General features: G+C 62.5%; 23 protein-coding genes. 11 read left to right on the top strand and 12 right to left on the bottom strand.

Annotated features, from left to right (window positions below):
• Nucleotides 1-106: 106 nt before the first annotated feature.
• A complete protein-coding gene (locus tag ACJO2E_RS13925; RefSeq protein ID WP_406964607.1) occupies nucleotides 107-655 on the top strand; it encodes an RDD family protein in 549 nt (182 codons plus the stop codon).
• Here the strand turns inward: ACJO2E_RS13925 and lptG are convergent, their stop codons facing one another.
• Nucleotides 656-1,717, bottom strand: coding sequence for an LPS export ABC transporter permease LptG (lptG, locus tag ACJO2E_RS13920; protein WP_406964605.1), 1,062 nt, complete (start codon nucleotides 1,715-1,717; stop codon nucleotides 656-658).
• Nucleotides 1,704-2,813 (bottom strand): LPS export ABC transporter permease LptF, encoded by a 1,110-nt coding sequence (gene lptF, locus ACJO2E_RS13915; protein WP_406964603.1) that lies wholly within the window; start codon nucleotides 2,811-2,813, stop codon nucleotides 1,704-1,706. Before lptF ends, lptG begins: the two co-directional genes overlap by 14 nt.
• Before the next feature lie 207 nt (nucleotides 2,814-3,020).
• Between lptF and ACJO2E_RS13910 the strand changes: the two genes are divergently transcribed.
• The 5 genes from ACJO2E_RS13910 to ACJO2E_RS13890 all read left to right on the top strand — a co-directional run bounded on the left by ACJO2E_RS13910 (nucleotide 3,021) and on the right by ACJO2E_RS13890 (nucleotide 9,534).
• Nucleotides 3,021-4,514: a leucyl aminopeptidase gene (locus ACJO2E_RS13910; protein ID WP_406964602.1), complete on the top strand. Its 1,494-nt coding sequence runs from the start codon at nucleotides 3,021-3,023 to the stop codon at nucleotides 4,512-4,514.
• A complete protein-coding gene (locus ACJO2E_RS13905; RefSeq protein WP_406964601.1) occupies nucleotides 4,501-4,980 on the top strand; it encodes a DNA polymerase III subunit chi in 480 nt (159 codons plus the stop codon). The genes ACJO2E_RS13910 and ACJO2E_RS13905 overlap by 14 nt, the downstream gene beginning before the upstream one ends.
• 155 nt (nucleotides 4,981-5,135) lie before the next feature.
• Nucleotides 5,136-7,988, top strand: a complete 2,853-nt coding sequence (locus ACJO2E_RS13900) for a valine--tRNA ligase (protein WP_406964600.1) — start codon at nucleotides 5,136-5,138, stop codon at nucleotides 7,986-7,988.
• Nucleotides 7,989-8,936, top strand: coding sequence for a ketopantoate reductase family protein (locus ACJO2E_RS13895; protein ID WP_406964599.1), 948 nt, complete (start codon nucleotides 7,989-7,991; stop codon nucleotides 8,934-8,936).
• Between the two features lie 40 nt (nucleotides 8,937-8,976).
• Complete coding sequence (locus ACJO2E_RS13890) at nucleotides 8,977-9,534, top strand: cob(I)yrinic acid a,c-diamide adenosyltransferase (RefSeq protein ID WP_406964598.1); 558 nt, start codon at nucleotides 8,977-8,979, stop codon at nucleotides 9,532-9,534.
• On the opposite strand, the gene ampD is transcribed toward ACJO2E_RS13890, so the two are convergent.
• Nucleotides 9,535-10,113, bottom strand: coding sequence for a 1,6-anhydro-N-acetylmuramyl-L-alanine amidase AmpD (gene ampD / locus ACJO2E_RS13885; RefSeq protein WP_406964597.1), 579 nt, complete (start codon nucleotides 10,111-10,113; stop codon nucleotides 9,535-9,537). It abuts the gene before it with no gap.
• 110 nt (nucleotides 10,114-10,223) lie between these two features.
• A complete protein-coding gene (locus ACJO2E_RS13880; RefSeq protein ID WP_406964596.1) occupies nucleotides 10,224-12,692 on the bottom strand; it encodes a DUF1631 domain-containing protein in 2,469 nt (822 codons plus the stop codon).
• Between the two features lie 295 nt (nucleotides 12,693-12,987).
• Here ACJO2E_RS13880 and nadC point away from each other — a divergent pair, with 295 nt between their 5' ends.
• Nucleotides 12,988-13,857 (top strand): carboxylating nicotinate-nucleotide diphosphorylase, encoded by an 870-nt coding sequence (gene nadC, locus ACJO2E_RS13875; protein WP_406964595.1) that lies wholly within the window; start codon nucleotides 12,988-12,990, stop codon nucleotides 13,855-13,857.
• Between the two features lie 75 nt (nucleotides 13,858-13,932).
• On the top strand, nucleotides 13,933-15,996 hold the full coding sequence (locus ACJO2E_RS13870; RefSeq protein WP_406964593.1) for a putative bifunctional diguanylate cyclase/phosphodiesterase: 2,064 nt from the start codon (nucleotides 13,933-13,935) through the stop codon (nucleotides 15,994-15,996).
• 30 nt (nucleotides 15,997-16,026) lie between these two features.
• Here the strand turns inward: ACJO2E_RS13870 and ACJO2E_RS13865 are convergent, their stop codons facing one another.
• From ACJO2E_RS13865 to ACJO2E_RS13850, 4 genes are all read right to left on the bottom strand, one after another.
• Complete coding sequence (locus ACJO2E_RS13865; protein ID WP_406964592.1) at nucleotides 16,027-16,362, bottom strand: YqcC family protein; 336 nt, start codon at nucleotides 16,360-16,362, stop codon at nucleotides 16,027-16,029.
• Between the two features lie 63 nt (nucleotides 16,363-16,425).
• Entirely contained in the window at nucleotides 16,426-17,121 is a 696-nt protein-coding gene (hda, locus tag ACJO2E_RS13860) for a DnaA regulatory inactivator Hda (protein ID WP_406964591.1), read from the bottom strand.
• A complete protein-coding gene (locus tag ACJO2E_RS13855) occupies nucleotides 17,118-17,675 on the bottom strand; it encodes a CDP-alcohol phosphatidyltransferase family protein (protein WP_406964589.1) in 558 nt (185 codons plus the stop codon). The genes hda and ACJO2E_RS13855 overlap by 4 nt, the downstream gene beginning before the upstream one ends.
• A gap of 40 nt (nucleotides 17,676-17,715) precedes the next feature.
• Nucleotides 17,716-18,870 carry a DUF8605 domain-containing protein gene (locus tag ACJO2E_RS13850; protein ID WP_406964588.1) on the bottom strand — a complete coding sequence of 385 codons (1,155 nt, stop codon included), beginning with the start codon at nucleotides 18,868-18,870 and terminating at the stop codon, nucleotides 17,716-17,718.
• Nucleotides 18,871-19,055: 185 nt separating this feature from the next.
• Between ACJO2E_RS13850 and purM the strand changes: the two genes are divergently transcribed.
• The 3 genes from purM to ACJO2E_RS13835 all read left to right on the top strand — a co-directional run bounded on the left by purM (nucleotide 19,056) and on the right by ACJO2E_RS13835 (nucleotide 21,649).
• On the top strand, nucleotides 19,056-20,120 hold the full coding sequence (purM, locus tag ACJO2E_RS13845) for a phosphoribosylformylglycinamidine cyclo-ligase (RefSeq protein ID WP_406964587.1): 1,065 nt from the start codon (nucleotides 19,056-19,058) through the stop codon (nucleotides 20,118-20,120).
• 5 nt (nucleotides 20,121-20,125) lie between these two features.
• A complete protein-coding gene (gene purN / locus ACJO2E_RS13840; protein ID WP_406964585.1) occupies nucleotides 20,126-20,791 on the top strand; it encodes a phosphoribosylglycinamide formyltransferase in 666 nt (221 codons plus the stop codon).
• 90 nt (nucleotides 20,792-20,881) lie between these two features.
• Nucleotides 20,882-21,649, top strand: a complete 768-nt coding sequence (locus tag ACJO2E_RS13835; RefSeq protein WP_406964584.1) for a DUF3108 domain-containing protein — start codon at nucleotides 20,882-20,884, stop codon at nucleotides 21,647-21,649.
• Between the two features lie 19 nt (nucleotides 21,650-21,668).
• Here the strand turns inward: ACJO2E_RS13835 and ACJO2E_RS13830 are convergent, their stop codons facing one another.
• The 4 genes from ACJO2E_RS13830 to apbC all read right to left on the bottom strand — a co-directional run bounded on the left by ACJO2E_RS13830 (nucleotide 21,669) and on the right by apbC (nucleotide 25,494).
• Nucleotides 21,669-22,934: a valine--pyruvate transaminase gene (locus ACJO2E_RS13830; RefSeq protein ID WP_406964582.1), complete on the bottom strand. Its 1,266-nt coding sequence runs from the start codon at nucleotides 22,932-22,934 to the stop codon at nucleotides 21,669-21,671.
• A gap of 52 nt (nucleotides 22,935-22,986) precedes the next feature.
• Nucleotides 22,987-23,601 carry a YjaG family protein gene (locus ACJO2E_RS13825; RefSeq protein WP_406964580.1) on the bottom strand — a complete coding sequence of 205 codons (615 nt, stop codon included), beginning with the start codon at nucleotides 23,599-23,601 and terminating at the stop codon, nucleotides 22,987-22,989.
• 119 nt (nucleotides 23,602-23,720) lie between these two features.
• On the bottom strand, nucleotides 23,721-24,287 hold the full coding sequence (gene dcd / locus ACJO2E_RS13820; RefSeq protein WP_328185485.1) for a dCTP deaminase: 567 nt from the start codon (nucleotides 24,285-24,287) through the stop codon (nucleotides 23,721-23,723).
• 106 nt (nucleotides 24,288-24,393) lie between these two features.
• Nucleotides 24,394-25,494, bottom strand: a complete 1,101-nt coding sequence (apbC, locus tag ACJO2E_RS13815; RefSeq protein ID WP_406964578.1) for an iron-sulfur cluster carrier protein ApbC — start codon at nucleotides 25,492-25,494, stop codon at nucleotides 24,394-24,396.
• Between the last annotated feature and the right edge of the window lie 16 nt (nucleotides 25,495-25,510).

Here is a 25,510-nt window from a genome sequence, read left to right as displayed (position 1 = left end):
ACCCGCCAGGGCCGCGTTTAATAAGGAATAATTACATGCGTGTGCAAATCCGCTACTCTAGCACACGCCGAAATCAGGAAAAACGTGAAACCACCCAGGAGCCCCAATGCCCCGACGCTTCCACGACGCCGAGGAACTGCTTCCCCCCGCCACCGCGCTCAAGCGTGCTCTGGCCATTGTCTACGACGGCCTGATCTGCATTGCCGTGCTGCTACTCGCCACCTGGGCCTACCTGATGATCGCCGGCTGGATCACCGGCTGGGACCGGTACGAGCAGATGGCGGAAGCCGGCGAGCTCTCGGGTGGCCCGGGCCTCACTTTTGTACTGTTCCTGGTACTTTACCTGTTCTTTGCCTATTTCTGGACACGCATCGGCCAGACCCTCGGCATGCAGGTCTGGCGCATCCGTATCGAGAACCTTGATGGCACCTCGGTGAGCTGGACCCAGGCACTGTTGCGCTATGGTACGGCGGCCGCCGCCACCTTTCTCGCCATGCTGGCCGGCCACTACATCGGAACGGTCACGCTTTTGCTGACCATCCCGTTGCTGGTGTCACTGTTCTACCCCATCAACGGGCTGTCATTGACGGACCGGACCTCCAACAGTGTCGTGGTTGCCCTGGCGAAGGAAAAGAAGGCCGGCGGCAAGGCCTGATCAGCCCGCCCGGCGCATAAGCCAGGCGCCGATCAGGCCGTTGATCACGATCGGAATCAGGATGGCGAGGATCGGGTTGAACCCGAACACCAGACTCATGGGCCCCAGCAGATCCTGCATGTACTTGAACAGCAGTCCGACGATCAGCCCGGTAAACACCCGGAAGCCCATGGTGACCGACCGCAGCGGGCCAAAGATGAACGAGATGGCCACGATAACCATCACGGCCGTGCCCACCGGCATCAGTACCTTCTTCCAGAATGCCAGCCAGTACTGGCCGGACGTCAGGCCCTGCTGATCCAGGTAACGGGCGTAAGTAAACAGACCACCCAGGGGCAGGTTCTCGGGCTTGACCACCAGCACACTGAGCACCTCCGGCGTCAGCCCGCTGTCCCACCGTTCCTGGTCAACCCTTTCCTGCCGGGTACCGTCCCGGGACAGGAAGGTCCTGCGCACATCCTGTAGCAGCCAGTGATCGCCCCGGTAGGTCGCCGATGCCGCGTAGCTGGCCGTCACCAGCCAACGGTCGTCATTAAACCGGAACAGGGCAACGCCATGCAGGTCACCGTCCGGCTGCACCGCGTTGAGATGGATAAAGGTATCCCCTTCCCGGTGCCAGACACCACTGGCATCGGCGATATTGCCGGAGCCGCCCCGGGCCACCGCCTTCTGGCTCTGGGCCATCCGTTCGGCCGGGGGTGCCACGTATTCGCCGATCACCACGCCGATCAGCACAATGACCAGCGCCGGCTTCATGGCGGACCAGACGATACGGCGAATGGAAACGCCGGCCGCGCGGATCACCGTCAGCTCGGAGGAACTGGCCATGGCCCCCAGACCCACCAGGCAGCCCATGAACGCCCCCAGGGGCAGGTAGTCATAGATTCGCCGGGGCAGCGTCAGCAGCATGTACAGGACCGCCTCCATGGCCTGGTAGTCGTTGCGGGTGTCGTCCAGCTCCGCGATGTAGCCGAACACCAGGTCCAGGGACAGCACCACCAGCATGACCAGGAACATGGCGCCGCCAACATTTCCCATGATGTACCGGTCAAGCCTGCGCACGGGCACCTCCCTCGCGCTCAAGCCGCCGTCGATGGAGCCAGGCGGGGCCGAACTGCAGCCACAGCCCCAGAGCCAGGAACAGCAGATGCACCCAGGCCATGCCGATCCATTCAGGTACCTTGCCGGACGCCAGGGCATCACGGGCCACGATGAGCAGCCCCAAGTAGAGGATGTAGATCATCATCGCCGGTAACAGGTGGAAAAAGCGCCCCTGCCTCGGATTTACCCGGCTCAGGCGCACGGCAAGCAGGGTCACCACCGGAACAATCAGCGGCAGCGAAAAACGCCAGTGCAACAGTGCCCGCAGTTCCGGGTCATCCGATTCCATCAGTTGCGCGGTACTCATGCCCTCTTCATCCTCGCCACCCCGGGCATCCTGCTCGGCGACCTTGAGACCATAGGCCTGGAATTCGGTGATGGCGTAGTCCAGCTCGCCGGGCAGCCCCTGGAAACGCGCCCCGTCCTGCAGCACCAGGAAGCGGCTTCCGGTGTCCTCGTCCACGAACTGGGAGCCCTCCTCGGCCACCACCAGGCTCAACTGCTGGTCGGCCTCCGAATACTCCGCGATAAACACGCCCTGGAGCTTGCGCTTGTCATCACTGAGGGCCTCGGTGTAAGTCACCCGCCCCCCGGAATCCAGGGCCTGGAACCGCCCCGGGGCCAGCATCTCGAACTCCGTCACCTGACTCTGCTCGTGGAAGATCCGCTCCACGTTCTTCATGCCCCAGGGGGTAACCCACAGGCTCATGGCCCCCACCACCAGCATCACCACCAGCGCCGCGATCAGGGTATGACCCAGGACCTGGCGATCACTGACACCACAGGCGAACAGCACGGTCATCTCGCTTTCCAGGTACATGCGGCCATAGGCGAGCAGGATGCCGATAAAGAACCCCAGGGGCAGGATCAGTTCGAGGAAACCGGGAAACCGGTAGGCCATGATGGCAAACAGCACATCCCCGGCCAGCTCGCCGGCGGCTGCCTCGGCCAGGTACTTGATAAACCGGCCACTCATGAACACCAGCAGCAGCACACCGGAGACGGCGAGCATGGTGATCAGGGTCTGTCGGGTCAGATAGCGGAAGATGATGCTCAACAATGGCCTCGCAAAGGGCAGTCACCGGCATAAAGGGAATGCGGGCTATTCTATGGAACCTGCCCGCCAAATGACAGGGGCGCCCCGGAATAACTCCCAGGGTATAAACCATAGCCGCAACACCGCAAAGTGCTTGATAAATCGGGAACAGACCCCGATGCTATAGGGATCATTCTGACACCTTGCCGACAACCTTCAGGAGTCGCCATGAATTTCACGCTCAGCAGCAAAGCCATCAGCAGTGCCAAAACCGATTGCCTGGTCGTCGCCGTTCCCGAGAAAGGCGAATGGCCCGCGTCCACCACCCAGGCCGACGAGGCCATGGGCGGCCAGCTCAAGGCCCTGCACAAGAGTGGTGACATTACCGGCAAGACCGCCAGTACCCTGCTGATCCCCACCGCAGACACGCCCTGGAGCCGTGTGCTGGTAGTGGGCAGCGGCAGCAACGCGGGTCGCAAGCCGGCGGACTACCGCAAGGCCCTGGTCGCCATGGCGGGCTCGCTCAAGGACGGCGCCGCCAAGAACGCGGTTGTCGCCCTGGCCGACACCCCACTTATCGGCGAGGACGCCACCACCTCCGAGGCCGCGAAGCTCAACCTGATTGGCCGCACCCTGGAGGAGCAGTTCTACACTTTCTTCGATTTCAAGAGTGAGAAGCCACCCAAGCGCAACCTCACCAAGGTGACCGTGCTGGCCTCCGGTGCCGGCAAGGCCTTGAAGGACGCCTTCAACCTGGGCCTGGCCACCGGCCGCGGCATGAACTTCACCCGTGACCTGGGCAATACCCCGGCCAACGTCTGTCACCCGAGCTGGCTGGCCGACCGGGCAAAGGATCTGGCCAAGGAAAACGAGGTCATCAAAACCGAGATTCTCGACGAAAAGCAGATGAAGAAGCTGGGTATGAACAGCCTGCTGTCCGTATCCGCCGGCAGCGCCCAGCCCGCCCGCCTGATTGTCATGGAATACCGGGGCGGCAAGGCCAAGGACAAACCCTATGTGCTGGTCGGCAAGGGCATCACCTTTGATACCGGCGGTATCAGCCTGAAGCCCGGCGAAGGCATGGACGAAATGAAGTACGACATGGGCGGCGCCGCCGCAGTGTTCGGCACCATGAAGACCATTGCCGAGACCAGACCAAAGATCAACGTGGTGGCCGTGGTGGCCGCCGCCGAGAACATGCCCAGCGGCACCGCCACCCGCCCCGGCGATATCGTCACCTCCATGTCCGGGCAGACCATCGAGATCCTGAACACCGACGCCGAGGGCCGGCTGGTGCTGTGTGATGCTCTCACCTACGTCAAGAAGTACGATCCGGAAGTGGTGGTGGATATGGCCACCCTCACCGGCGCCTGCATCATTGCCCTGGGCAGTCATGCCACCGGCCTGCTGGCCAACAACGACGCCCTGGCGGACGACCTGCTGGCCGCTGGTGAACGCTCCGGCGACCGGGCCTGGCGCCTGCCCCTGTGGGACGAATACCAGAGCCAGCTGGACAGCAATTTCGCCGATATGCAGAACATCGGCGGCCGACCTGCCGGCACCATCACTGCCGGCTGCTTCCTGTCCCGGTTCGCCAGGGACTATCGCTGGGCGCACCTGGACATCGCCGGTACCGCCTGGCTCTCCGGTAAGGCCAAAGGCTCCACCGGTCGCCCCGTACCGCTGCTGGTCGACTACCTGATGTCCAATGCCGGAAAGTAACACCCCGTCCGGAACCGGCGGCAACGGGAACCGATCGTACTGGTTCCATATCCTTGCCGGTGCCAGCCCGGCGGACCGCAACCTCCATGCGGTCCGCCTGGTGGACAAGGCCTGGCAGCAGGGAGACCGGGTCTGCATCGCCTGCGATCAGTACAGCCACGCCGAGGAGCTGGACGACCTGTTGTGGAACTTCGCACCGGATGCCTTCATCCCCCACAGCATTGTGCCCGACGCCACCACCCGCTGCCCTGACCCGGTGGGCATCCTGCTATGCGAGCCAGCGGCGGATGACTGGGACACAGTCGTTATCCTGTCCGCCAAGCTGCCGGCGGACGCCGATCGCTTCCGGCGGCTGGCCCTGGTGGCCCACAACGACCCGCAAACGCTGAGTACCGCACGCTCCCAGTTCAAGCAGTTAAGGGCATTGGGTATTGAGCCCAGGGTTCATGATCAGAGAAAGCGATAAGCGCCCGGCAGCGCACTCCAAACCTTTCGCAGCCCGCCAAAAACATCGGCCTGCATCGACTGCCGCCCATTCGCCGCAACACCAGTGACCATGTATAATCGGCCTTTCATTTTAGTCCCTTGCGAACCAACCAAAACGGTCACCAGAAGACACCCATGGAAAAAACCTACCAGCCAGAAAACATCGAGCGCCAGTGGTACAAAAACTGGGAATCCAAAGGGTATTTCCGCCCCAGCGGTGAAGGTCAGTCCTACAGTATCGCCATCCCGCCGCCCAATGTGACCGGCAGCCTGCACATGGGCCACGCCTTCCAGCACACCATCATGGACACCCTCACCCGCTACCGCCGCATGCAGGGCCGCAACGCCCTGTGGACCGTGGGCACCGACCACGCCGGTATCGCCACCCAGATGGTGGTGGAGCGCAAGCTGGCCAGCGAGGAAGACAAGACCCGCCACGACCTGGGGCGTGAGGCGTTCATCAAGCGTATCTGGGACTGGAAGGAACAGTCCGGCGGCACCATTACCGGCCAGATGCGCCGGCTGGGCACCTCGGTGGACTGGGACCATGAACGGTTCACCATGGACGATGGCTTCTACAAAGCCGTGCAGGAAGTGTTTATCCGCCTGTTCGACGAAGGCCTGGTGTACCGGGGCAAGCGGCTGGTGAACTGGGACCCGAAACTGCACACCGCCATCTCCGACCTGGAGGTGGAGAACAAGGAAGAGAAAGGGTATTTCTGGCACCTGCGCTATCCGCTGGCGGACGGCGCGAAAACCGAGGACGGCCTGGACTACCTGGTGGTCGGCACCACGCGGCCGGAAACCATGCTGGGGGACACCGCCGTGGCGGTACACCCGGACGACGAGCGCTTCCAGCACCTGATCGGCAAGCACGTGATGCTGCCGCTGGTAAACCGCCGCATTCCGATTGTCGCCGACCACCACGCCGACCCGGAGAAAGGCTCCGGCTGCGTGAAGATCACGCCGGCCCATGACTTCAACGACTACCAGGTGGGCAAGCGCAATGGTCTGCCCATGATCAACGTCATGACCCCGGATGCCAGCATCCGTGCCGAGGCGGAGATCTTCAATGCCGACGGCACCGAGAATACCGATCTCGACGGCACCATGCCGGAGGCCTATGCCGGCCAGACCCGCGAGGAGGCCCGCAAGCGGATCGTCGCCGACCTGGACGCCGCCGGCCTGCTCGAGGACACCCAGGACCACTTCCTGAGTGTGCCCCGGGGCGACCGCTCCGGGCTGATCATCGAACCCATGCTGACCGACCAGTGGTTCGTGGATGCCAAGACCCTGGCCAAGCCCGCCATCGAGGCGGTGGAGGACGGCCGCATCCAGTTCGTACCCAAGCAGTATGAGAACATGTACTTTGCCTGGATGCGGGATATCCAGGAGTGGTGCATCTCCCGCCAGCTCTGGTGGGGCCACCGGATCCCCGCATGGTATGACGCCGAGGGCAACATCTATGTGGGCCGGGACGAGGCCGATGTGCGTCAGAAATACAGCCTGGCTGACGACCTCGCGCTGAATCAGGACGAAGACGTACTGGACACCTGGTTCAGCTCCGCCCTGTGGACCTTCGGCACCCTGGGCTGGCCGGAAATTACCGAACGCCTGAAGACCTTCCACCCCACCGATGTGCTGGTCACCGGCTTCGACATCATCTTCTTCTGGGTGGCCCGCATGATCATGATGACCATGCACTTCATGAAGAATGAAGACGGCACCCCGCAGGTACCCTTCCACACCGTCTATGTCACCGGCCTGATCCGGGACGAGCATGGCGACAAGATGTCCAAGTCCAAGGGCAACGTTATCGACCCGCTGGACATGATCGACGGCATCGGCCTGGACGACCTGCTGGACAAGCGCACCGGCAACCTGATGCAGCCCAGGCTGGCGGAGAAGATCGCCAAGCGCACGAAGAAAGAGTTCCCGGAAGGCATCAGCGCCCACGGCACCGACGCCCTGCGCTTTACCCTTGCAGCCATGGCCACCACCGGCCGGGACATCAACTGGGATATGAAGCGCCTGGAAGGCTACCGCAACTTCTGCAACAAGCTGTGGAACGCCGCCCGTTACGTGCTGATGAACACCGAGGGCGAGGACTGCGGCGTCAACGGCGAACCCGTGGAACTGTCCCTGGCGGACCGCTGGATCATCAGCGAACTGCAATACTGCGAAGGCGAGGTGATCCGTCACCTGGATCAGTACCGGTTCGACCTGGCGGCCCACGCCCTCTACGAGTTTATCTGGAACGAATACTGTGACTGGTATCTGGAGCTGTCCAAGCCGGTCCTGAACGATGAAAACGCCAGCGCCGAAGCCAAGCGCGGCACCCGCCGCACCCTGGTTCGGGTGCTGGAGGCCGTTCTGCGGCTGGCCCACCCGATAATGCCCTTCATCACCGAGGAAATCTGGCAGCGCATCGCGCCCCTGGCCGGCAAGACCGGTGACAGCGTCATGCTGCAGCCCTTCCCGCAGCCGGACGACAGCAAGCGCGACCCCGAGGTGGCCGGCGATATCGAATGGCTCAAGGGCGTGATCGTCGCCGTGCGCAACATTCGCGGTGAGATGAACATCTCCCCGGCGAAGCAGATCCCTGTGCTGCTCAAGGGGACCAGTGCCGACGACCAGCGCCGCATGGACGACTATCGCCAGTTCCTGATTTCACTGGCCAAGCTGGAAAAGCTGGAATGGCTCGGGGACGGCAAGGCCCCCATGTCCGCGACCCAACTGGTCGGTGACATGGAAGTACTGGTGCCCATGGCCGGCCTGATTGACAAGGAGGCGGAACTCAAGCGCCTGGACAAAGAGCTGGAACGCCTGCAGAAGGAGATCGGGCGCCTGGAGGGCAAGCTGAACAACGAAAAGTTCACGGCCAAGGCCCCGCCCGAAGTGGTAGAGAAAGAGAAAGACAAGCTCCGCGACGCCCAGGGCAGCCAGAAGCGCCTGAGTGACCAGCGGTCCGACATAGAGGCCATGTAAGTGCCCTCCCCGCGGACGTCCAGCAATCCCTCCCAGTCCGGTGTCGAGGATGAGAGCATCGCCATCCTCGGCGCCGGTGCACTGGGAGGGCTGTGGGCCGCTTACCTGCCACCTGCGAGCACCGGATTCGTTCCCCGCAACGCGTCTGCGCTGTCCTCGTTCAGGCTTAACTACCACTTCCAGGACGCCGAAGGGCGTGAACACGCCATCGTTCGTCGCTGGCTGACCGACCTGTCCGCCACCACCCTGCTGCTGGTGACCACCAAGGCGGGCGATACCCTCGCGGCACTGACGGACATCGTCAACCGCCTGCCCGAATCCTGTCCGATCGTGCTGTTCCAGAATGGCCTTGGCAGCCAGCAGGCCGTGGCCCAACGCTGGCCCCATCGCCCGGTGCTGGCCGCCAGCACCACGGAAGCGGCCAATCGCCCCACACCGGACCGGGTGGTTCACGCCGCCCGGGGGCATACCTGGGTTGGCGCCCTGACAGACCAGGCCGCCGGCCTCACCCCGGGAGTCATCCGACAGCTATCCCGGTCTGGCCTGGAAGTGCGGGGGGAAAGCCGCATCCTGGAACGGCTCTGGGGCAAGCTCGCCGTAAACGCCGGCATCAATCCCTTTACCGCCATCCTCGACTGCCGTAATGGCGATATACTGGACTCACCGTTGTTTCTGGACCATATCGACGGGCTCTGCCAGGAACTCGCCAACCTGATAACCGCCGAGGGCCTGCCAGCCCATACTCCCAGGGAACTGCGGGATGATATCGAACGGGTTGCCAGGAACACGGCCGCCAACACATCCTCCATGCGGGGCGATTTCCAGAGCGGTCGCGCCACCGAGATCGACTATATCAACGGTTACGTGGCAAACCGCTCCCGGGAGCTGGGCCTGAATGCACCGGTGAACCAGATGCTGACCGACCGGGTAAAAGCGTTAGTGTCGTAAATCACCAGACCCCCCCCCAATCCAGAACGGAGTTCCCGACATGGGTAACCGACTGTCGAAGATCTACACCCGCACCGGCGATGATGGTTCCACCGGCCTGGCGGACGGTAACCGGATTGCCAAGAACGCCCAGCGGGTCGAGGCCATGGGCACCGCCGACGAACTCAACTGCCATATCGGCCTGTTGATCGAACAACTGGCACCCGACGGGGAGATGGTCGGAACCATGCGCCGTATCCAGCACCACCTGTTCGACCTGGGCGGAGAGTTTGCCATTCCCGGCAGCGAGGTGATCGGCGAACAGCATATCCGCTGGCTGGAGGACACCCTGGATCATTACAACACCGACCTGCCGCCCCTGAAGAACTTTATCCTGCCCGGGGGATCGGTGGCCGCCGCCCAGTGCCACCTGGCCCGTGCCGTCTGCCGTCGTGCCGAGCGGGTCGTGGTGGCCCTCGGGCACGAGGACTCCATCAACCCGGACGCCCGCCACTACCTCAACCGATTATCAGACCTGCTGTTCGTTGTGGCCAGGGTACTGGCAAGACGGGATGGCGGCGAGGAAGTGCTCTGGGAGCAACACCGCTCCCGCATCTGATCAGCCAGCCAGCAACCGGCGGAAATAGTTCCAGTCGAAGGCCGGGCCGGGGTCCGTCTTACGGCCCGGGGCGATATCACTATGGCCGGTTATCCGGTCTTCGGTAATCGCCGGCCAGCCCGCCATGATCTGCCGGGTTACCTCCACCAGGGTCCGGTACTGCTTTTTCGTGTAGGGGATATGGTCCGCCCCCTCCAGCTCAATACCAATGGAATAGTCGTTACATTCCTCCCGACCGCAGAACGCCGACCGCCCGGCATGCCAGGCCCGGCTCCGCAGGCTGACAAACTGCAGCACTTCCCCGTCCCGGCGAATCAGCAGGTGCGACGACACCTTCATTTCGCCGATTTCCCGGAAATAGGGGTGGGCGGATGTATCCAGACGGTTGCGGAAGAAGTCCTCGATATAGGGGCCACCAAACTGTTCCGGCGGCAGGCTGATGTTGTGGACCACCAGCAGCGAGATATCGTCCTCGTCCGGGCGGGGACCGAAGTTGGGTGAGGGGCACCAGCGGGCGGACGGCAGACGACCGGACGTTCGCAGTTCAGAGGCAAGGTAGGAGAATTCGGGATCGGACACGGCTTTCCTGCTAGTTGGCAAATGTCAGATCCCGAATTGAATCATAAAGCCCCGGCCAGGGCGAGGAGTCCGCGCGGACGTTATCCGGCAGACTCCCGGGATGGGTTCCCTCAGTCCCGACGGTTGTGACGCAGGTTGTCGATAATGGACTCCAGCGCCCGGTCGAAGATCAGGCCGTCATCCAGCATGGTGATGCTGCCCGTGGAAAGAGCCATGGCAAGCTCATCCTGCAGGTATTCCGCCACCTTGGCGCCATTGCGGTTAACGAAGATGTACTTGCCGGTAGCGCGGATGATTGCCGCCAGCTTGCAACGCAGGCGGCCATTGTCCCGGGGCATCTCCACCCAGCAACCAACCCGCAGGCCAGCGGCTTTTTCCATCCAGACAGGATCCACGTCCGGGGTCGGGGTCTCCGCCCTGGTGCCGGCCTTGTCTTCCGGGGTCGGGGTCTCCGCCCTGGTGCCGGCCTTGTCTTCCGGGGTCGGCGTCGGCGCCTTTTCCTGTGTCACGGTGGGTTCCGGTGCCTTGACGGCCTTGCGGGCCTCGGGCTCTGCCCGGGCCGGCTCGTCTTCTGCCACTTTCAGGACAGGGACGTCATCCGCTTTTGCCCCAGGCTCCGGTGTCCGCTGTTCGGGTTCCGGTGCCGGCTCGGGCACTGTCTGCCTGGCTTCGGGCGCCGGCTCGGCGACCAGCTCATCCGCCGGGCCGCTGGGAAGCTCTTCCTCGGCTTCCGGCTTGCGGGGATGGGTCACCAGTCCCTGCAGGACATCCACATGGGCCAGTTCCAGATCACGGATGGCCGCGTCAATGGCGAACGGATCCCAGGAAATCTCGTGGAGCCCCCTGCGCAGGGCATCGGTGATGCCGGGAATAGCCTTGAGCAGGTCATCCCGGGTGGTTTCCTCCACGGGTTGAGGATCCAGACTCCAGGCCAGCCTGATAGTCAGGTCGGTGGCTTCCTGCCAGGCTCCGGATTTATCCCCTTCCCGCAGGAACAGCCACTCCAGGTACTTCCGCCAGGGTTCCTGGACAATGGCCAGCGCCCTGTCCGGCAGTCGGTAGGTATCCAGCACACCGGCCAGTAGCTTACCCACCCGTTCACGGGCCAGCTCATGCCTGGCCCTGCCCTCTTCTGCATCCCGCAGGCGCTGTTCCACCAGCTCACGGCGGCGACGGTCCAGGTCCATGAAGTGCTGGAAATCAACCAGCAATTCATCGAACAGTCCGACGTTGTCCGTAAACTCGTTCAGCAACCGGTCGACAATGCCTTCAATCTTTTCCCTCAGCGGGTCACGCTGGTTATCCCCCCGCGGGGACCAGCCAATGCCCGCCAGGGCCAGTTCGTTCAGCAGCTTGCGGGCCGGATGACCACCGCGATTGAAGAAACTGCGGTCCAGCAGCGCCACCTTGAGCACCGGAATCTGCAGGCGGCCGATCAGCATCTTCATGACCGACGGTAACTGGCGGTCGTCCAGGATAAACTCGAACAGCATGGCCACCAGGTTGATCACATCACCGTCCACCTGGTTGACCGGCAGGCCCTGGCCACCCTGCCCGGCGCCACGTTCCAGTACCCGGCCAAGCAGCTCCGACAGAGGCAGCACTTCACCGTTTTCACTGGTTATGGCCGACCCCTGGATGCCACCCAGCTGCTTCATCAGGGTGCGGGTATCCAGTTGCGGTGCTGTGCCGGAACCGGCAGCCACACCACCGGACAGGCCTTGCTGGGCACCTTCACTACGATGCAGCAGCGCCGTGAGTTCGGAGAAGGTCACCGAAGATTCGGCCTCGTCACTGCTGTCGCCTTGCGGTCGTTCGGTATCTGCGGACGCACGCTTTGCGGGTGGCGGCACCGGACGACGTGGAGCCTCGTCTTTCGCGGGGGTTGCCGCCGACGGACGCTTGAGATCCGGCAGCACACCCTCGGCCACCAGCATCCGGTTGGTATCCTGGTAGAGCGAACTCAGGCGGTCCAGTAACAGCCGGTCGAAGAGTTTGAGGACCACCAGCCGGGCACGAATATCAATATCCAGTTCGCCACTGGCCTCCCCCAGACCGGTACAGATCACTTCCGGGCTCAGGGGCATCTGGCGGTCGGCCAGCTCATGGTAGCCGGAAACATGGGCAATACGGGCACTCAGCAGGCGCACCGGTTCGGCATAACGGTTGGCAAGCTTGTTGATCAGGCTTTCGATGGCAACTTTCTGTTCCAGCTCGTTGTCATCGAGGAGTGTCAGTGAGTCCTGATCCACATCCTCCAGACCACGACTCCGGGGCATGGGATCAAACCGGCCAATCTCGTTGAAGGCCCGGGCCACCCACTGGAGCATGGTATTGGTCATGGTCTTGCGCCGCAGACGCAGTTCCCGCATGGCGTCAAAATAGGCAATCTGGTCCTGGTTGGACCCCGCCCGGTCCGCCATGCTGAACAATACATCGTCGGCGCTATCGAAAAACTCCGACATGACCCTGGTCAGGGATCGTGCAGAGGCATCCCTCAGGCGTATTAGGGCAGCGGGTAACTCCGTACGCGCCCCTGGCGCGTCTCTGAGACTGACTACCTTGCTTTCCTGTGCCATGGTTTCAGGCCCTGTTTTACAATGATTGACACTCTTATATCGGGTATCATAGGCGCTTACTTCGTCAATATGTGTCAGTTTTTGTCACCATTTGTGAACAGAGGAACAGCATCACAATTTCGTGATACCAGCTCCAATTTTCGGCACTCCGGTGGATGCTACCGGTCGCCTTTTCGCAAAAACTGACGTAAAACGTCACCCAATGATCCATGGATCGATACACGGGGCATTTCCAGTCACAGGCACCTGCCGATACAATCAGCGGCCCCGATTGACCGACCGGAATAGAGCGACCATGACACCCATGTCCGAAGAGCTGTTACGCCAGAGCCGTACTGAGTCCGTTGCCCTCAGCCTGAGAGAAGATATCGGCAGTGGCGATATAACCGCTGCCCTGATCCCGGAGCGGCAACGGGCACGGGCTCGGGTAATCACCCGGGTGCCGGCGGTGATTGCCGGGCGAGCCTGGGTGGATGAGGTGTTCCGTCAGATAGATCCGTCAGTAACCGTGACCTGGGCGGTGGCGGATGGTGACCGGGTGGCCCCGGACCAGACACTGTTCACCTGCGAGGGTCCTGCCCGAAGCCTGCTGACCGGTGAACGCTCGGCCCTGAACTGGCTGCAGACCCTGTCCGGGGTAGCCACCCGCTGCCGCGAATTCGCCGACGAGGTGGCCCATACCGGGGTACGGCTGCTGGATACGCGCAAGACCCTGCCAGGGCTGCGGCTGGCAGAAAAGTACGCAGTGACCTGTGGAGGCTGCTATAACCATCGTATCGGTTTGTGGGATGCGTTCCTGATCAAGGAGAACCACATTGCCGCCTGTGGCTCCATCGCCAACGCGATCCGCCAGGCACGACAGATTGCACCGGGCCGGCCGGTGGAAGTGGAAACCGAGAACATGGCCGAACTGCATGAGGCCCTGGACGCCGGCGCCGATATCGTCATGCTGGACGAGTTCTCGCTGGACGAGATGAAAACCGCGGTCACCATGGTCGCGGGCGCCTGCCGCCTGGAAGCGTCGGGCGGCATCAATCGGGATACCCTGGTACCCGTTGCGGAAACCGGTGTCGACTATATATCCATAGGGACACTGACCAAGGATGTGGAAGCCGTCGATCTATCCATGAGGCTTCACGTCGAGGGCAGCCCCGACCCGGGCTGACACCAGAGACAATCGGACACCAGGAATGCGCGGAGAACCCGCGCGGACTCCCGGGCCGGATACAGGTAGGGATACATGGAAGAAACCAGGACCCATCAAATTCGGGAGCGCTGGCTGCCAATACTGGCGGACAGTCTGGTCAGCCTGGTAATACTGGTGCTGGCCCTGAGCCCCCTTGTGTTGCTCACCGCCCCCAAGGTGCCCCTTGAGCAGGAGACGCTGATCCGTTTCATGTGGTCGGCGGGCCCCGCCATGCTGGTGCTGGCGGGAACCTTTGTCTACGTACGGGCACTGCTGCGGGAACGACGCCGGATCGAATCCCACCTTGAGGAAGTGGTGGAGGAACGTACCCGGGAGCTGCAGGCCATCAACCAGGAACTTCGTGACGAGGTGTTCGTACGGCAGCAGGCGGAACGGTCCTTCCGGCGCTCCTCCCGGCATTTCCGGGCACTGTTCGATACCGCGGCCACCCCGATCATGCTGATCGACTCCACCTTCCGGATCCGCCAGTGGAACGCCTCCGCGGAAGCCCTGTTCGGCTACAGCCGTGATGAAGCCGTGGGCCGCAACCTGGTGGAAACCTTCATACCCGAGGAATACCGGGACGAAATGAGCTGGAAGATCCTCAAGACCCTGGGCACCGGTCATACCCAGGAGATTCTGGAAACCGGCATCCAGAGCTACGATGGCACCGACCACATCATCCTCTGGAACCTGAACCTGCTCCAGGACGAGGAAGAAGACCGCCAGCAGCTTATCCTTATCGGCCAGAACATTTCGGAGATCCGCAAAACCCAGGACCAGCTCCATTACCTGGCCCATTTCGATGTGCTAACCGGTACCGCCAACCGCCGGCTGTTCGAGGATCGCTGTCGCCGGGCCCTGGCCAGCGCCAGCCGCCATGGCCACAACTGCGCGCTGATCGGCCTCGATATCGACCACTTCAAGCGCATCAACGATACCCTGGGCCACGACGCCGGCGACGCCCTGCTCAAGACGTTGTCACAACGGCTCAGGAATACCATACGGGAGGAAGACACCATTGCCCGGCTCGGTGGCGACGAATTCGCGGTGCTATTACACCATGTCAGCGGCGCGGAAGGCTGCGAAAAGGTGGCCCGGGGCATCCTGGAGGCCATCACCGAGCCGGTGAAGGTGCCCGGAGGCGAACTGGTGATCACCTCCAGCATCGGGATAACAGTGGCCCCGGATGACGGTTTCAGCTACGAACAGCTACTGAAAAACGCCGATATGGCCATGTACCGGGCCAAGAAGGCCGGTCGCAACAATATCCAGTTCTTCAGCGAGGACATGAACCACGAAATGCAGCGGCAGATGTCCCTGGAACAGGAATTGCGCGCCGGCATCCGGGCCGGTGAACTGGATCTCCACTACCAGCCCGTGCTGGACGCCCGCAGTGGTCAGATCGTGGCCCTGGAAAGCCTGCTGCGCTGGAACCACCCGGGCCGGGGCATGCTGTCGCCGGCGGATTTCCTGGAGGTGGCGGAACAGAGTGGTCAGCTCCATGCCATTGGCGAATGGATCTGCAGCAATGCCTGCCTGCAGGCCCGGGCCATCCAGGCCATGAGCGGCTCACCGGTGCGAATCAGCATCAACCTGTCATCCCGCCAGTACAATCACCCTCACCTGGCGGAGGAGCTGCAACGCACCATTGAAGCCACCCGGCTGGACCCGGCCCTGCTGATGGTAGAAATTGACGAACGCATCCTGTCGGATCGACTGGAGGAGACCGCAGCGGTGCTGCACAGGCTCAAGGAAATCGGTATCAGCCTCACCCTGGACCGGTTTGGCAGCGGCCTGTCATCCCTCACCCTGCTGAGGGAGTTGCCCTTCGACCAGGTCAAGATTGATCCAAGCCTGCTTCAGCGGTCGCCTGATGACGAGAATACCGCCGCCATTACCCATACCCTGATCAGTCTGGCCCGGCGGTTGTCGCTGAGGGTGGTCGCCGCCGGAGTTGAAAGCGAGGACCAGGACCGGTTCCTGCGCCAGTCGGGATGCCACATGGTACAGGGACACCGGTTCTGCCCGCCGGTATCCAGCCAGGAACTGGCCAGCCTGTTCGCACAGGTGCGGGAGGGCCGTCAACTGATGCCGGCGCTGTCGGACAGCCAGTAACCCGCGTCAGCGAATTGACCAAACGGTCCACTAGGACTCGCTGAGCAGCTCGTCTATCGCTTCCAGCTCGCGCACCAGGCCATCGCCGGGCTCGGGGCGGGCCCGGAAGTATTCCTCCGCCATGGGCGCAATACCGGAGACATTCGGCAGACCATGCCCCCGCTCCACGATAACCCGCATGCGCGCCAGGAATACGAATTGTAGCCACTCAGTGAATTCCAGGGTGTCGATGCAGAACGGCTGGGTACTGGACAGGGCTTCATCGGAAGGGGGCTCGCTGGACCATACCTCAATCCGGCGCATTTCGACTTCAATGCCCAGAAGACGGTCAGCCACTTCGGACAACAGCTCGTGGGACACGCTCATGGGGAAATCCTCTTCGGAGAGAGCGGAGCGCATTGCGTCCGCCTCGGGTGAAAACCCGCTATCTTACCACCCCATGACAGACTTCACGAAGGGAATGGTCAGCCGCCTCTGGGCCCGCAGCGAGTTCTCATCGAGCTGATCCAGGACAGACAGGAGCGCCCCCAGTCGGCGGGACGAGCGGCGCATGATGAATCCGGCCACCTCATCACTCAGCACCAGCCCCCGCTGTTCAGCACGGGCCTGCAATATGGTGATCCGGTCGTCGTCACGATAGGTGCCCAACTGCACCAGCAGCCCCTCCTGAAAGCGTGAGCGCAGATCCGCCAGCACAAAGGTCTGGGACGATGGGGTATTATCCAGGGTGATCATAACCTGGTGCCCCAGGTCCCGGGCCCGGTTGTACAGGTGAAACAGGGCTTCCTCCCAGTCCGGCTGACCAATCACCAGGTGCACATCATCCAGGGCGATCAGGTCCATGGCTTCGACCCCGGACAGCGCCTGGGGGCCCAGCTCTTCCAGCTCCGCCAGACTGAAACACACCGCACTGCGGCCAGACTGTTCGTAATCGTGGCAGGCCGCCTGCAACAGGTGACTCTTGCCGGTGTCCTCGTCGCCACAGATCACCACCAGAGGATGCCCGTCACTGCCACAGCCCCCCCGGATCAGCGACACCGCCGTGGCGTTGCGCTCGCCATGGAAGTTGGCCCAGCGGGCAGCATCCCGCAGCAGTACTCCCAGGGTCAGTTGCGCACCGCTCATGATGACTCCCCCCGAACGGCCCATATTCCCCACAGACCAACATAATGGGCCCCACTCACCACGGCCATGAAGGCCACTGACGCTATGGCCAACTTATGGGTAGTGGCAGGCATGCTGAAACCGGCCTCCGCCATCATCACCGCCAGCACGGCCAGGATCTGCACCAGGGTATTAAGTTTGCCGAACAGGCTCGGCTGTATATCAAATGGGCCGACCAGGCGATGGAACAGCAAACCACCCCCGACAATCACCAGGTCCCGCCCCAGCACCAGCCCGAACAGCCACAGGGGCAGCACGTCGGTAACACTCAACACCAGAAAGGCGGTGATCATCAGAAACTTGTCGGCCAGGGGGTCGGCGATGGCCCCCAACCGTGTCTTCCAGTCGCAGACCCTGGCCAGGAAGCCGTCCAGTCCGTCGGTGACCGCCGCCAGGACAAACAGTGCCAGGGCAGGACGATATTGATCGCTTGTCAGCGTCCAGACGAACGGAATCACCAGCAGTATCCGGAAAAAGGTCAGCCCGTTGGGTATCCATCGCCACTTTAGCAACATCGGGTCCTTAGCAACGTCAGGTCCTTGGTCCTGAAACCGGTTATTGGTCTTCCGCCTCCGACGGAGCGACCACATTGTCCTGCCAGCGGTAGAACAGCATCTGCCCGATTGCCCCGGAGTCGGTTCTTCCGGACTCGCCGCCGTCGTCGTCATCACCGCCACCGGTCAGTGCCCGGAAGCGGTCATCCAGGGCAATATTCTGCTGGAGCTGAGCCACCCCGCCAGCATGCTCCACCCGGAATACGATACGATCACGGGACACGCTGGTGGCGCCCACGGATTCCACCGGATTGAGGCGGGAAAGTGCCTGCTTGATGGCGGCATAGTCCGACGGCGAACCAATACCCTCGACAACCAGATTGACATAGGGATCAGTCTCGATACGATCACCGGCCACCGCAAACCGCGACGCCAGTTCACCTGCCCAGGCATCCACCATGGCGCTGGCCAGGGCTTCGGGGCTATCGGCGGACACCGAGCGGGACTGTTCGATGCCCCGGCCCTGGTATAGCCAACTGGCCTGCCAGCGACCATCGCTTTGCCGGACACGCACCACGGCCAGCAGGTCATGCTCGATACCGGAAGACGCCCGGGAAATCTGTCCCATAAACTGCCCCCAGACCTCCGACAGCAGGCTGCGATCGGATGCGCGGTCCGCCGGCGGCAGTACCAGGGGCAGGCCCCGCTGCTCCGCGTTGTCATGGATCAGGGCCGACCACCCCTGTCCGGACCGGTCACCAGTCTCCACCAGCAGCCCCCGGTCGCCCCCGTCCTGCACCGCGATCCAGGCCAGGGTTTTCGGACGATTCGCGCCCCATACCCTGGCACCGGCATCCGCCAGCAGACGATTTACCCCCTGGGCCGAAAACACCATCTGCAACTGGTCCTCACCGGACGATCCCGGCTCCACCTGCCAGCTTTCCACCAGCGGTTCAATGTTCTCCATCCGCGACGCCACACCCTCACGATCCATGACGTTCCGGTCACCGGAGACACGCACCAGCACCTGCTCCAGGCCGGCCCGGTAGCCCTCCTGGAGCTGGGCATCCTCCTCACCGGAGACAGGCACCTCGGCCTGGTAAAGCCCGTCAACCACCACGCCATGGGCGAAGGTGGCTGATACCAGTAACCACAGCAGGGTCATCAGGACGACGATTCCCCGGAGCTGACGGTACTTTTGATGCTCGACTGCCATGATTCACCCTGCGTTACTGGTACACGGGGGCATAGGATACACGATGGCCCAGACCCTGAGTAGCAACCACGCCCGGGGAGCGGGTCCGGGAAAGTGCGGACATCCCGCCAATCATAGTTGGAGCCCATTACCGCAACTGGTAAAATCCCGCGCTCACATCACCGACCAACATGGCTGACCCAGACATGAGCGAACAGAAGCCCTCCCTCACCTACCGTGATGCCGGCGTGGACATTGATGCCGGCAACGAACTGGTGGACCGTATCAAGGACACCGCAAAGCGTACCCGTCGTCCGGAAGTGCTCGGAGGGCTCGGCGGTTTTGGCGCCATGGTCTCCCTGCCCACGGGGTACCGTGAACCGGTGCTGGTGTCGGGAACGGATGGCGTCGGCACGAAACTGCGCCTGGCAATGCAACTCCAGAACCACGACACCATTGGCATCGACCTGGTAGCCATGTGCGTCAATGATCTGGTGGTGGGGGGCGCCGAACCCCTGTTCTTCCTCGACTACTACGCCACCGGCAAACTGAACGTGGACGTGGCCGCCACTGTGGTGGAGGGTATCGGCAAGGGATGTGAACTGGCTGGCTGCGCCCTGGTGGGCGGCGAAACCGCAGAGATGCCCGGCATGTACGAAGGTGATGACTACGACCTGGCGGGCTTTTGCGTGGGCGTGGTGGAACGTGACGGCGTCATCGACGGCACCCGGGTACAGCCGGGGGATGCCCTGATCGCCCTGGCGTCATCGGGCCCTCACTCCAACGGCTACTCCCTGATCCGCAAAATCCTGGAAGTTACAGAGGCCGACCTGGAACAGCCCATGGCCGACGGCACCCTGGCCTCAAGCCTGATGGCCCCGACCAGAATCTACGTCAAGAATCTTCTGCAACTGATTAAAACCGTTGATGTTCGTGCCATGTCCCATATCACCGGCGGCGGGCTTCCGGAGAACATCCCCCGGGTGCTGCCCGACGGCACCACTGCCGCCATCGATACCGAAAGCTGGCAGTTGCCTGCGGTGTTCCAGTGGCTGCAGGACCAGGGCGGCGTGGAAGATACCGAGATGTACCGCACCTTCAACTGCGGCGTGGGCATGATCGTCTGCGTACCGGAGGAGCAGAAGGCCCTGGCCCTGGATACCCTGACCGCCCTGGGCGAAAACGCCTGGCAGATCGGCACCATTGAAAGCCAGGACGACCTATCCCAGCCCGCCCAGGTGCGCTACGCGCCGGGACTGGTCCGGGGATGAGCGGTATGCAGGCAGATCCGGTGGACAGACCTCGTATCCTGGTACTGGCGTCGGGCAGCGGCACCAATCTCCAGGCCCTGATCGACGCCTCACGGGAACGTGACTTCCCGGGGGACATCGTGGCGGTGGGCAGCAACCGCCCCCAGGCGTTTGCCCTGGAGCGGGCGGCCCAGGCAGGCATTGAAACCTTTACCGTCGACCACACCCATTACGATTCCCGTGAAGCGTTTGATGCCGCCCTGCGCCTTGAGATGGAGCGTCGCCAGCCGGACCTGGTGGTGCTGGCAGGCTTCATGCGCATCCTGACGCCCGAGCTGGTACGGGCGTTCCAGGGACGCATGCTCAACGTGCACCCCTCGCTGCTGCCCAAGTACCGTGGCCTTAACACCCACCAACGGGCCATCGACGCCGGTGACCAGGTGCATGGCGTGTCCATCCACTTCGTCACCGAGGACCTGGATGGCGGGCCGGTCATCGCCCGGGCCGAACTCCCCGTGGAGCCGGACGATACCGCCGAAACCCTGGCTGAACGGGTACAGGCCCGGGAGCATATACTCTACCCCATCGTCATCCGCTGGTTCTGCGAGGGCCGCCTGCAACTGGCCGGCAATGACCAGATCCGGTTTGACGGGGAACCGCTGGATCAGGTGCTGACACTATCAGCCGGCTGACGGGCGCGCCGCGTATAACAAAATCGTCACTCGCAGGCCCCGGCGCGCCCGCTACACTGGGGTAGTTCACGCTGTATGAGGGAGCACCCTGTGACAGGACACCATCGTCAATCCCGCCCGGTTGTTCGTACCACCATTGCCCTGGTGTTACTGCTTGTCGCAAGCGCCCCGATCCTGGCAATGGATGAGCCTCCGGAAGCCTCCGACCACCTCCCTGCCCTGACACCCATCTCCGCCACCTATGGCGCCACCATGGACAAGGGGCTATCCATTAACGGCTCTGCCACCCGCACCCTGGAACAGCAGCCGGACGGTAGCTGGCTCTACCGTTTCGATGTAAATTCCTTCATCGCCGATATTACCGAATCGGTGACCTTCAACTGGAAAAACGGCCACATCCAGCCCTTGAAGTATCGCTATGCCCTGAAGGGACTGATGATACGGAACCGCAGCCGGGCCCTGAACTTCAACCACACCGCCAATACGGTCAGCGGCAGCTATGAGGGCGAGAGTTTCAACATGCCCCTGATGGAGGGCGCCCTCGACCCCCTGGGATTCCAGCTACAGTTGCAGCAGGACCTGAAAGCGGGCAAAAAGGACGTCACCTACGCCGTGGCCGACGACGGCGATTTTGACGAGGACCGGTTTGCCGTTATCGGGGAGGAAACCCAGGACACGCCCTTCGGGGAACAGAGAACCGTCAAGGTCGAGAAGGTCCGTGACGCGGACAGCAAGCGATCGACCCTGATGTGGTTCGCCCCGGAACTGGACTACCTCCTGGTGAGGCTGGTGCAGGTGGAACCGGACGGCAGCCGCTATGAAGTGAACCTGAAAGACGCCGATCTCGCCGCACCCTAGCAGCGGCCACGGCAGGTGATTACCCCAGCTCCGACCAGATTGACTTTACCTCATCCGCGATCCGCCGCAGTCCTTCGGCCACCTGTTCATCATCCTGGGAATAGGTCACCCGGATGCATTCGTGCCGGTGACGCCAGTCGTTCTCCGGCAGGCCGGGGAAGAAATAGTGGCCCGACACCACCAGCACACCACGGGCCTTGAGCCGCTGGTACAGCTCAAGGCTGGATACCGGAAGGTCCGGGAACCAGAACCAGAGGAACATGGCCCCCTCGGGCTTGTGCACATACCAGCGGCAGTCATCCCCCATGGCCTCGGTGAACGCCCGCACCGCCCGCTCCATCTTGGCGTGATAGAACGGACACACCACCTCACGACTCAGTGACAGGATCTCACCACTGCTCACCAACGGCTCCGCCAGCATGGCACCAAAACTGCCCGTGGCGAGGTTCATGATGGCATTGATCCCGGACAGGGCCTTGATGATCCCGGGCGCCGCGATCACGATCCCGGTACGGGCCGCCGGCAGCCCCAGCTTGGACAGGCTCAGGCAAAGGATCACCTGCTCGTTCCAGCGCGGCTGCGCCTCCACATACAGCAGGTTCGGGAATGGCGTTCCATAGGCACCGTCCACGATCAATGGTATGTCGTGGCTGCGGGCCAGAACTTCCAGGCGCTCCAGCTCCTCGTCGGTGACCACGTTGCCGGTGGGGTTGGTGGGCCGGGAGACGCAGATGGCGCCGGTCTCCGCAGTGACCTCCACGGCGTCGAAATCCACCCGGTACTTGAACTCATGAGCGCCGGTAAAGCTGATCTCCGGCTCCACGGCCCGGAACAGCTCCGGGGCGATACCGGCATCGGCATAGCCGATGTATTCCGGTGCCAGGGGCAGCAGGATATGCCTGTGGTCACCGTCGCCAAAGTCGCCGCCAAACATGTTGAACAGCATGAAGAAGGCCGCCTGGCTGCCGTTGGTCAGGGCGATGTTGTCTTCCGTCAGACCCCAACCGTACTCCCGGTTCAGCAGCTCCACCAGCGAGGCGATAAACCGCTTTTCCCCCTGGGGCGGATCGTAGATGCCCACCAGGCGCTTCATGGCCTCCGGATCCCGAGTCATGTTCGAGAGGATGTCCGTCAGACGCTGCTGTATCTCCGGCACCTGGCCCGGGTTGCCACCGCCCATCATGATCATGTCGTCACCGGACGCCAGGGCATTGCCCAGATCGTCCATCAGGGAGGTGATACCCGAGTCGGCGGTAAACTTGCGACCAAAAGCAGAGAGTTTCATCACAACATCACTTGGTTCTTCAGGGGGCTAGTATCCCGGTTTACCTGAGGCCTCAGCGCTCCGGCTCGTCATCCGCCAGGGTAATACCGAGGTTACTGACGCCCTCATTGGCCGCCAGTTCCTTCAGTTCCTCAATATAGCGTTCCTTCGGCACCCGCTGACGTTTCAGACTGAGGATCAGGTCCCGCTGGAACATCTTGTCTTCCTTCATCAGCGGGTGATCATCCAGCAGACGCACCAGCTCACTCTCGTCCAGGTCTTCCCCTTCCGAGAAGGTGATAAAGTTCATCACCGTGCCGGTGGCCACCTGGGAGGCCTCGGTGGCCCGGTGTTTCGACGGGTTCAGCCGGCTCAGCAGCGCCTCTTCAAGCAACCGGCAGAAATCGAAGGCCGGGTAGACGCCATAAGCGTCGTAGGCTTCCACCTCGGGGCTCAGGCTCTCCAGCTTGGCCAGTAACTGGGGAATCAGGTTCTCGGCGGCCTTGTTGTCGAATAGATCCCAGCCGGCATCCAGCAATTGACGCATTTTGCCCCCGGCCTTGGTCCCGATGGCCTCGCTGAACAGCGCATAGTTAGGGAAGGCCCGCTCCGCCAGGGCCAGCAGGAACGCCGTCTGGCGCCAGCCCTGGAGCTGCTCCACCGCCTTCAGAAACTGGTTTGCGTTCACGTATGGCTCCCGTTACTACTATCATTTAAGACCATGACCCCGGGAAACGGCGAATCACGCCGCTCCACAACGAAAAAGCGGGCCTCCAGAGACCCGCCATGGCCGGACCAGTGTCCCGGTCAGGTCTTGGGCAGGGTAACGCCAGTCTGCCCCAGATACTTGCCGCCCCGGTCCTTATAGCTGGTCTCGCACTCCTCGTCGGACTCGAAGAACAGCATCTGGGCGACACCCTCATTGGCGTAGATCTTCGCCGGCAGGTTGGTGGTGTTGGAGAATTCCAGGGTCACCTGTCCTTCCCACTCCGGCTCCAGCGGTGTCACGTTGACGATGATACCGCAACGGGCGTAGGTGGACTTGCCCAGGCAGATGGTGAGCACCCGGCGGGGAATGCGGAAGTACTCCACCGTACGCGCCAGTGCGAAGGAGTTGGGCGGGATAACACACACATCACCGGTGTAGTTGACGAAGCTGTTGTCGTCGAAATTCTTCGGGTCCACCGTGGCGGAGTGCACATTGGTGAAGATCTTGAATTCATTGCTGCAGCGTACGTCGTAGCCATAGCTGGAAGTACCGTAGGAGATCACCCGTCCGCGGGAGGTTTCCCGTACCTGGCCAGGCTCGAAGGGCTCGATCATACCCTCTTCTTCCGCCATGCGGCGAATCCACTTGTCGGCTTTGATGCTCATTGATGCGGTCTCTTTCCTGTCGCTGCGCTGGTACGTGGTCAGCCCTGTAAACGGGGCGGCATAGTTTACCCGTATGAATGCCCGGCGGCAAAAAGTCCTCCCCGCCTCAATCGTCGCTGATGGAGATACTGGGAATGGGGCCGCTCTGGTTCCGGGCACGGGTCGACAGGTTGGCTGACAGTCGACGGGCAATGTCCCGGTAACGGCGGGACACTTCCGAATCCGGCTCCGCCACCACACTCGGATTACCGCCGTCGGTCTGCTCGCGGATGGTCAGGTGCAGGGGTAACTGGCCCAGCAGTTCCGTCTGGTAATCGTTGGCAACCCGCTCGCCACCACCTTCACCGAACAGGGGCTCCTCATGACCGCAGTTGCTGCAGATGTGGATGCTCATGTTCTCCACCACGCCCAGCACCGGGATATCCACCTTACGGAACATCTCGATACCCTTTTTGCAGTCCAGCAAAGCAATATCCTGGGGCGTGGTCACCACCACGGCGCCGGTTACCGGCACCTTCTGGGCCAGGGTCAGTTGGATATCACCGGTGCCCGGCGGCATGTCCACCACCAGGTAGTCCAGTTCCTTCCACAGGGTCTGGGTCAGCAGTTGCTGTACGGCCCCGCTGACCATGGGCCCACGCCAGACCATGGGAGTCTTGTCGGTCACCAGGAACGCCATGGACATGGTCTGGACGCCATGGGCCTCCACCGGCAGGAAATACTTGTTGCCCTCGGTTTTCGGGCGGCGACCTTCCGGAATGCCCATCATCATGCCCACACTGGGGCCGTAGATATCCGCATCCAGAATGCCCACGGCGGCGCCCTCCGCCGCCAGGGCCAGGGCCAGGTTGACCGCCGTGGTGGACTTGCCAACACCGCCCTTGCCGGAGGCCACAGCAATAATGTTCTTCACGCCGCCGATGGATTCCAAGTCCCGCTGGGCCTTGTGGGCATGGATCTTCTGGCTGACCTGCACCTCGGCACCGGTGACCCCGGTCACGTTTTCCAGGCTGTTGGTGACGATCTGCCGCAAACCGCCGGCAATGCCTTCGCTGGCATAGGGCAACTGCACCCTGAGCGTGACCTGACCCGAGTCCTCCACCTCCAGGGCCCTGACGGCGTCGAGTTCGTAGAGGTCCTTGTCCAGGTACGGGTCGCGGTATTCACGAACCGCGGCCTCGAGGGCTGTGCGGGAAATCTCGGCCATGGTGTGCTCCGTGGAT

Source organism: Marinobacter shunpengi (assembly GCF_045449695.1).
Classification (GTDB): Bacteria; Pseudomonadota; Gammaproteobacteria; order Pseudomonadales; family Oleiphilaceae; genus Marinobacter.
Note: the sequence above shows the minus strand (reverse complement) of the source record. Positions and strands in the feature narration are given on the sequence as shown.

Bases quoted from the DNA above. Each gene is read 5' to 3' on its own strand.
- ACJO2E_RS13925 (WP_406964607.1), top strand. From the start codon at position 107: ATGCCCCGACGCTTCCACGACGCCGAGGAACTGCTTCCCCCCGCCACC.
- ACJO2E_RS13910 (WP_406964602.1), top strand. From the start codon at position 3,021: ATGAATTTCACGCTCAGCAGCAAAGCCATCAGCAGTGCCAAAACCGAT.
- ACJO2E_RS13905 (WP_406964601.1), top strand. From the start codon at position 4,501: ATGCCGGAAAGTAACACCCCGTCCGGAACCGGCGGCAACGGGAACCGA.
- ACJO2E_RS13900 (WP_406964600.1), top strand. From the start codon at position 5,136: ATGGAAAAAACCTACCAGCCAGAAAACATCGAGCGCCAGTGGTACAAA.
- ACJO2E_RS13890 (WP_406964598.1), top strand. From the start codon at position 8,977: ATGGGTAACCGACTGTCGAAGATCTACACCCGCACCGGCGATGATGGT.
- ACJO2E_RS13880 (WP_406964596.1), bottom strand. From the start codon at position 12,692: ATGGCACAGGAAAGCAAGGTAGTCAGTCTCAGAGACGCGCCAGGGGCG.
- nadC (WP_406964595.1), top strand. From the start codon at position 12,988: ATGACACCCATGTCCGAAGAGCTGTTACGCCAGAGCCGTACTGAGTCC.
- ACJO2E_RS13870 (WP_406964593.1), top strand. From the start codon at position 13,933: ATGGAAGAAACCAGGACCCATCAAATTCGGGAGCGCTGGCTGCCAATA.
- ACJO2E_RS13865 (WP_406964592.1), bottom strand. From the start codon at position 16,362: ATGAGCGTGTCCCACGAGCTGTTGTCCGAAGTGGCTGACCGTCTTCTG.
- hda (WP_406964591.1), bottom strand. From the start codon at position 17,121: ATGAGCGGTGCGCAACTGACCCTGGGAGTACTGCTGCGGGATGCTGCC.
- ACJO2E_RS13855 (WP_406964589.1), bottom strand. From the start codon at position 17,675: ATGTTGCTAAAGTGGCGATGGATACCCAACGGGCTGACCTTTTTCCGG.
- ACJO2E_RS13850 (WP_406964588.1), bottom strand. From the start codon at position 18,870: ATGGCAGTCGAGCATCAAAAGTACCGTCAGCTCCGGGGAATCGTCGTC.
- purM (WP_406964587.1), top strand. From the start codon at position 19,056: ATGAGCGAACAGAAGCCCTCCCTCACCTACCGTGATGCCGGCGTGGAC.
- purN (WP_406964585.1), top strand. From the start codon at position 20,126: ATGCAGGCAGATCCGGTGGACAGACCTCGTATCCTGGTACTGGCGTCG.
- ACJO2E_RS13830 (WP_406964582.1), bottom strand. From the start codon at position 22,934: ATGAAACTCTCTGCTTTTGGTCGCAAGTTTACCGCCGACTCGGGTATC.
- dcd (WP_328185485.1), bottom strand. From the start codon at position 24,287: ATGAGCATCAAAGCCGACAAGTGGATTCGCCGCATGGCGGAAGAAGAG.
- apbC (WP_406964578.1), bottom strand. From the start codon at position 25,494: ATGGCCGAGATTTCCCGCACAGCCCTCGAGGCCGCGGTTCGTGAATAC.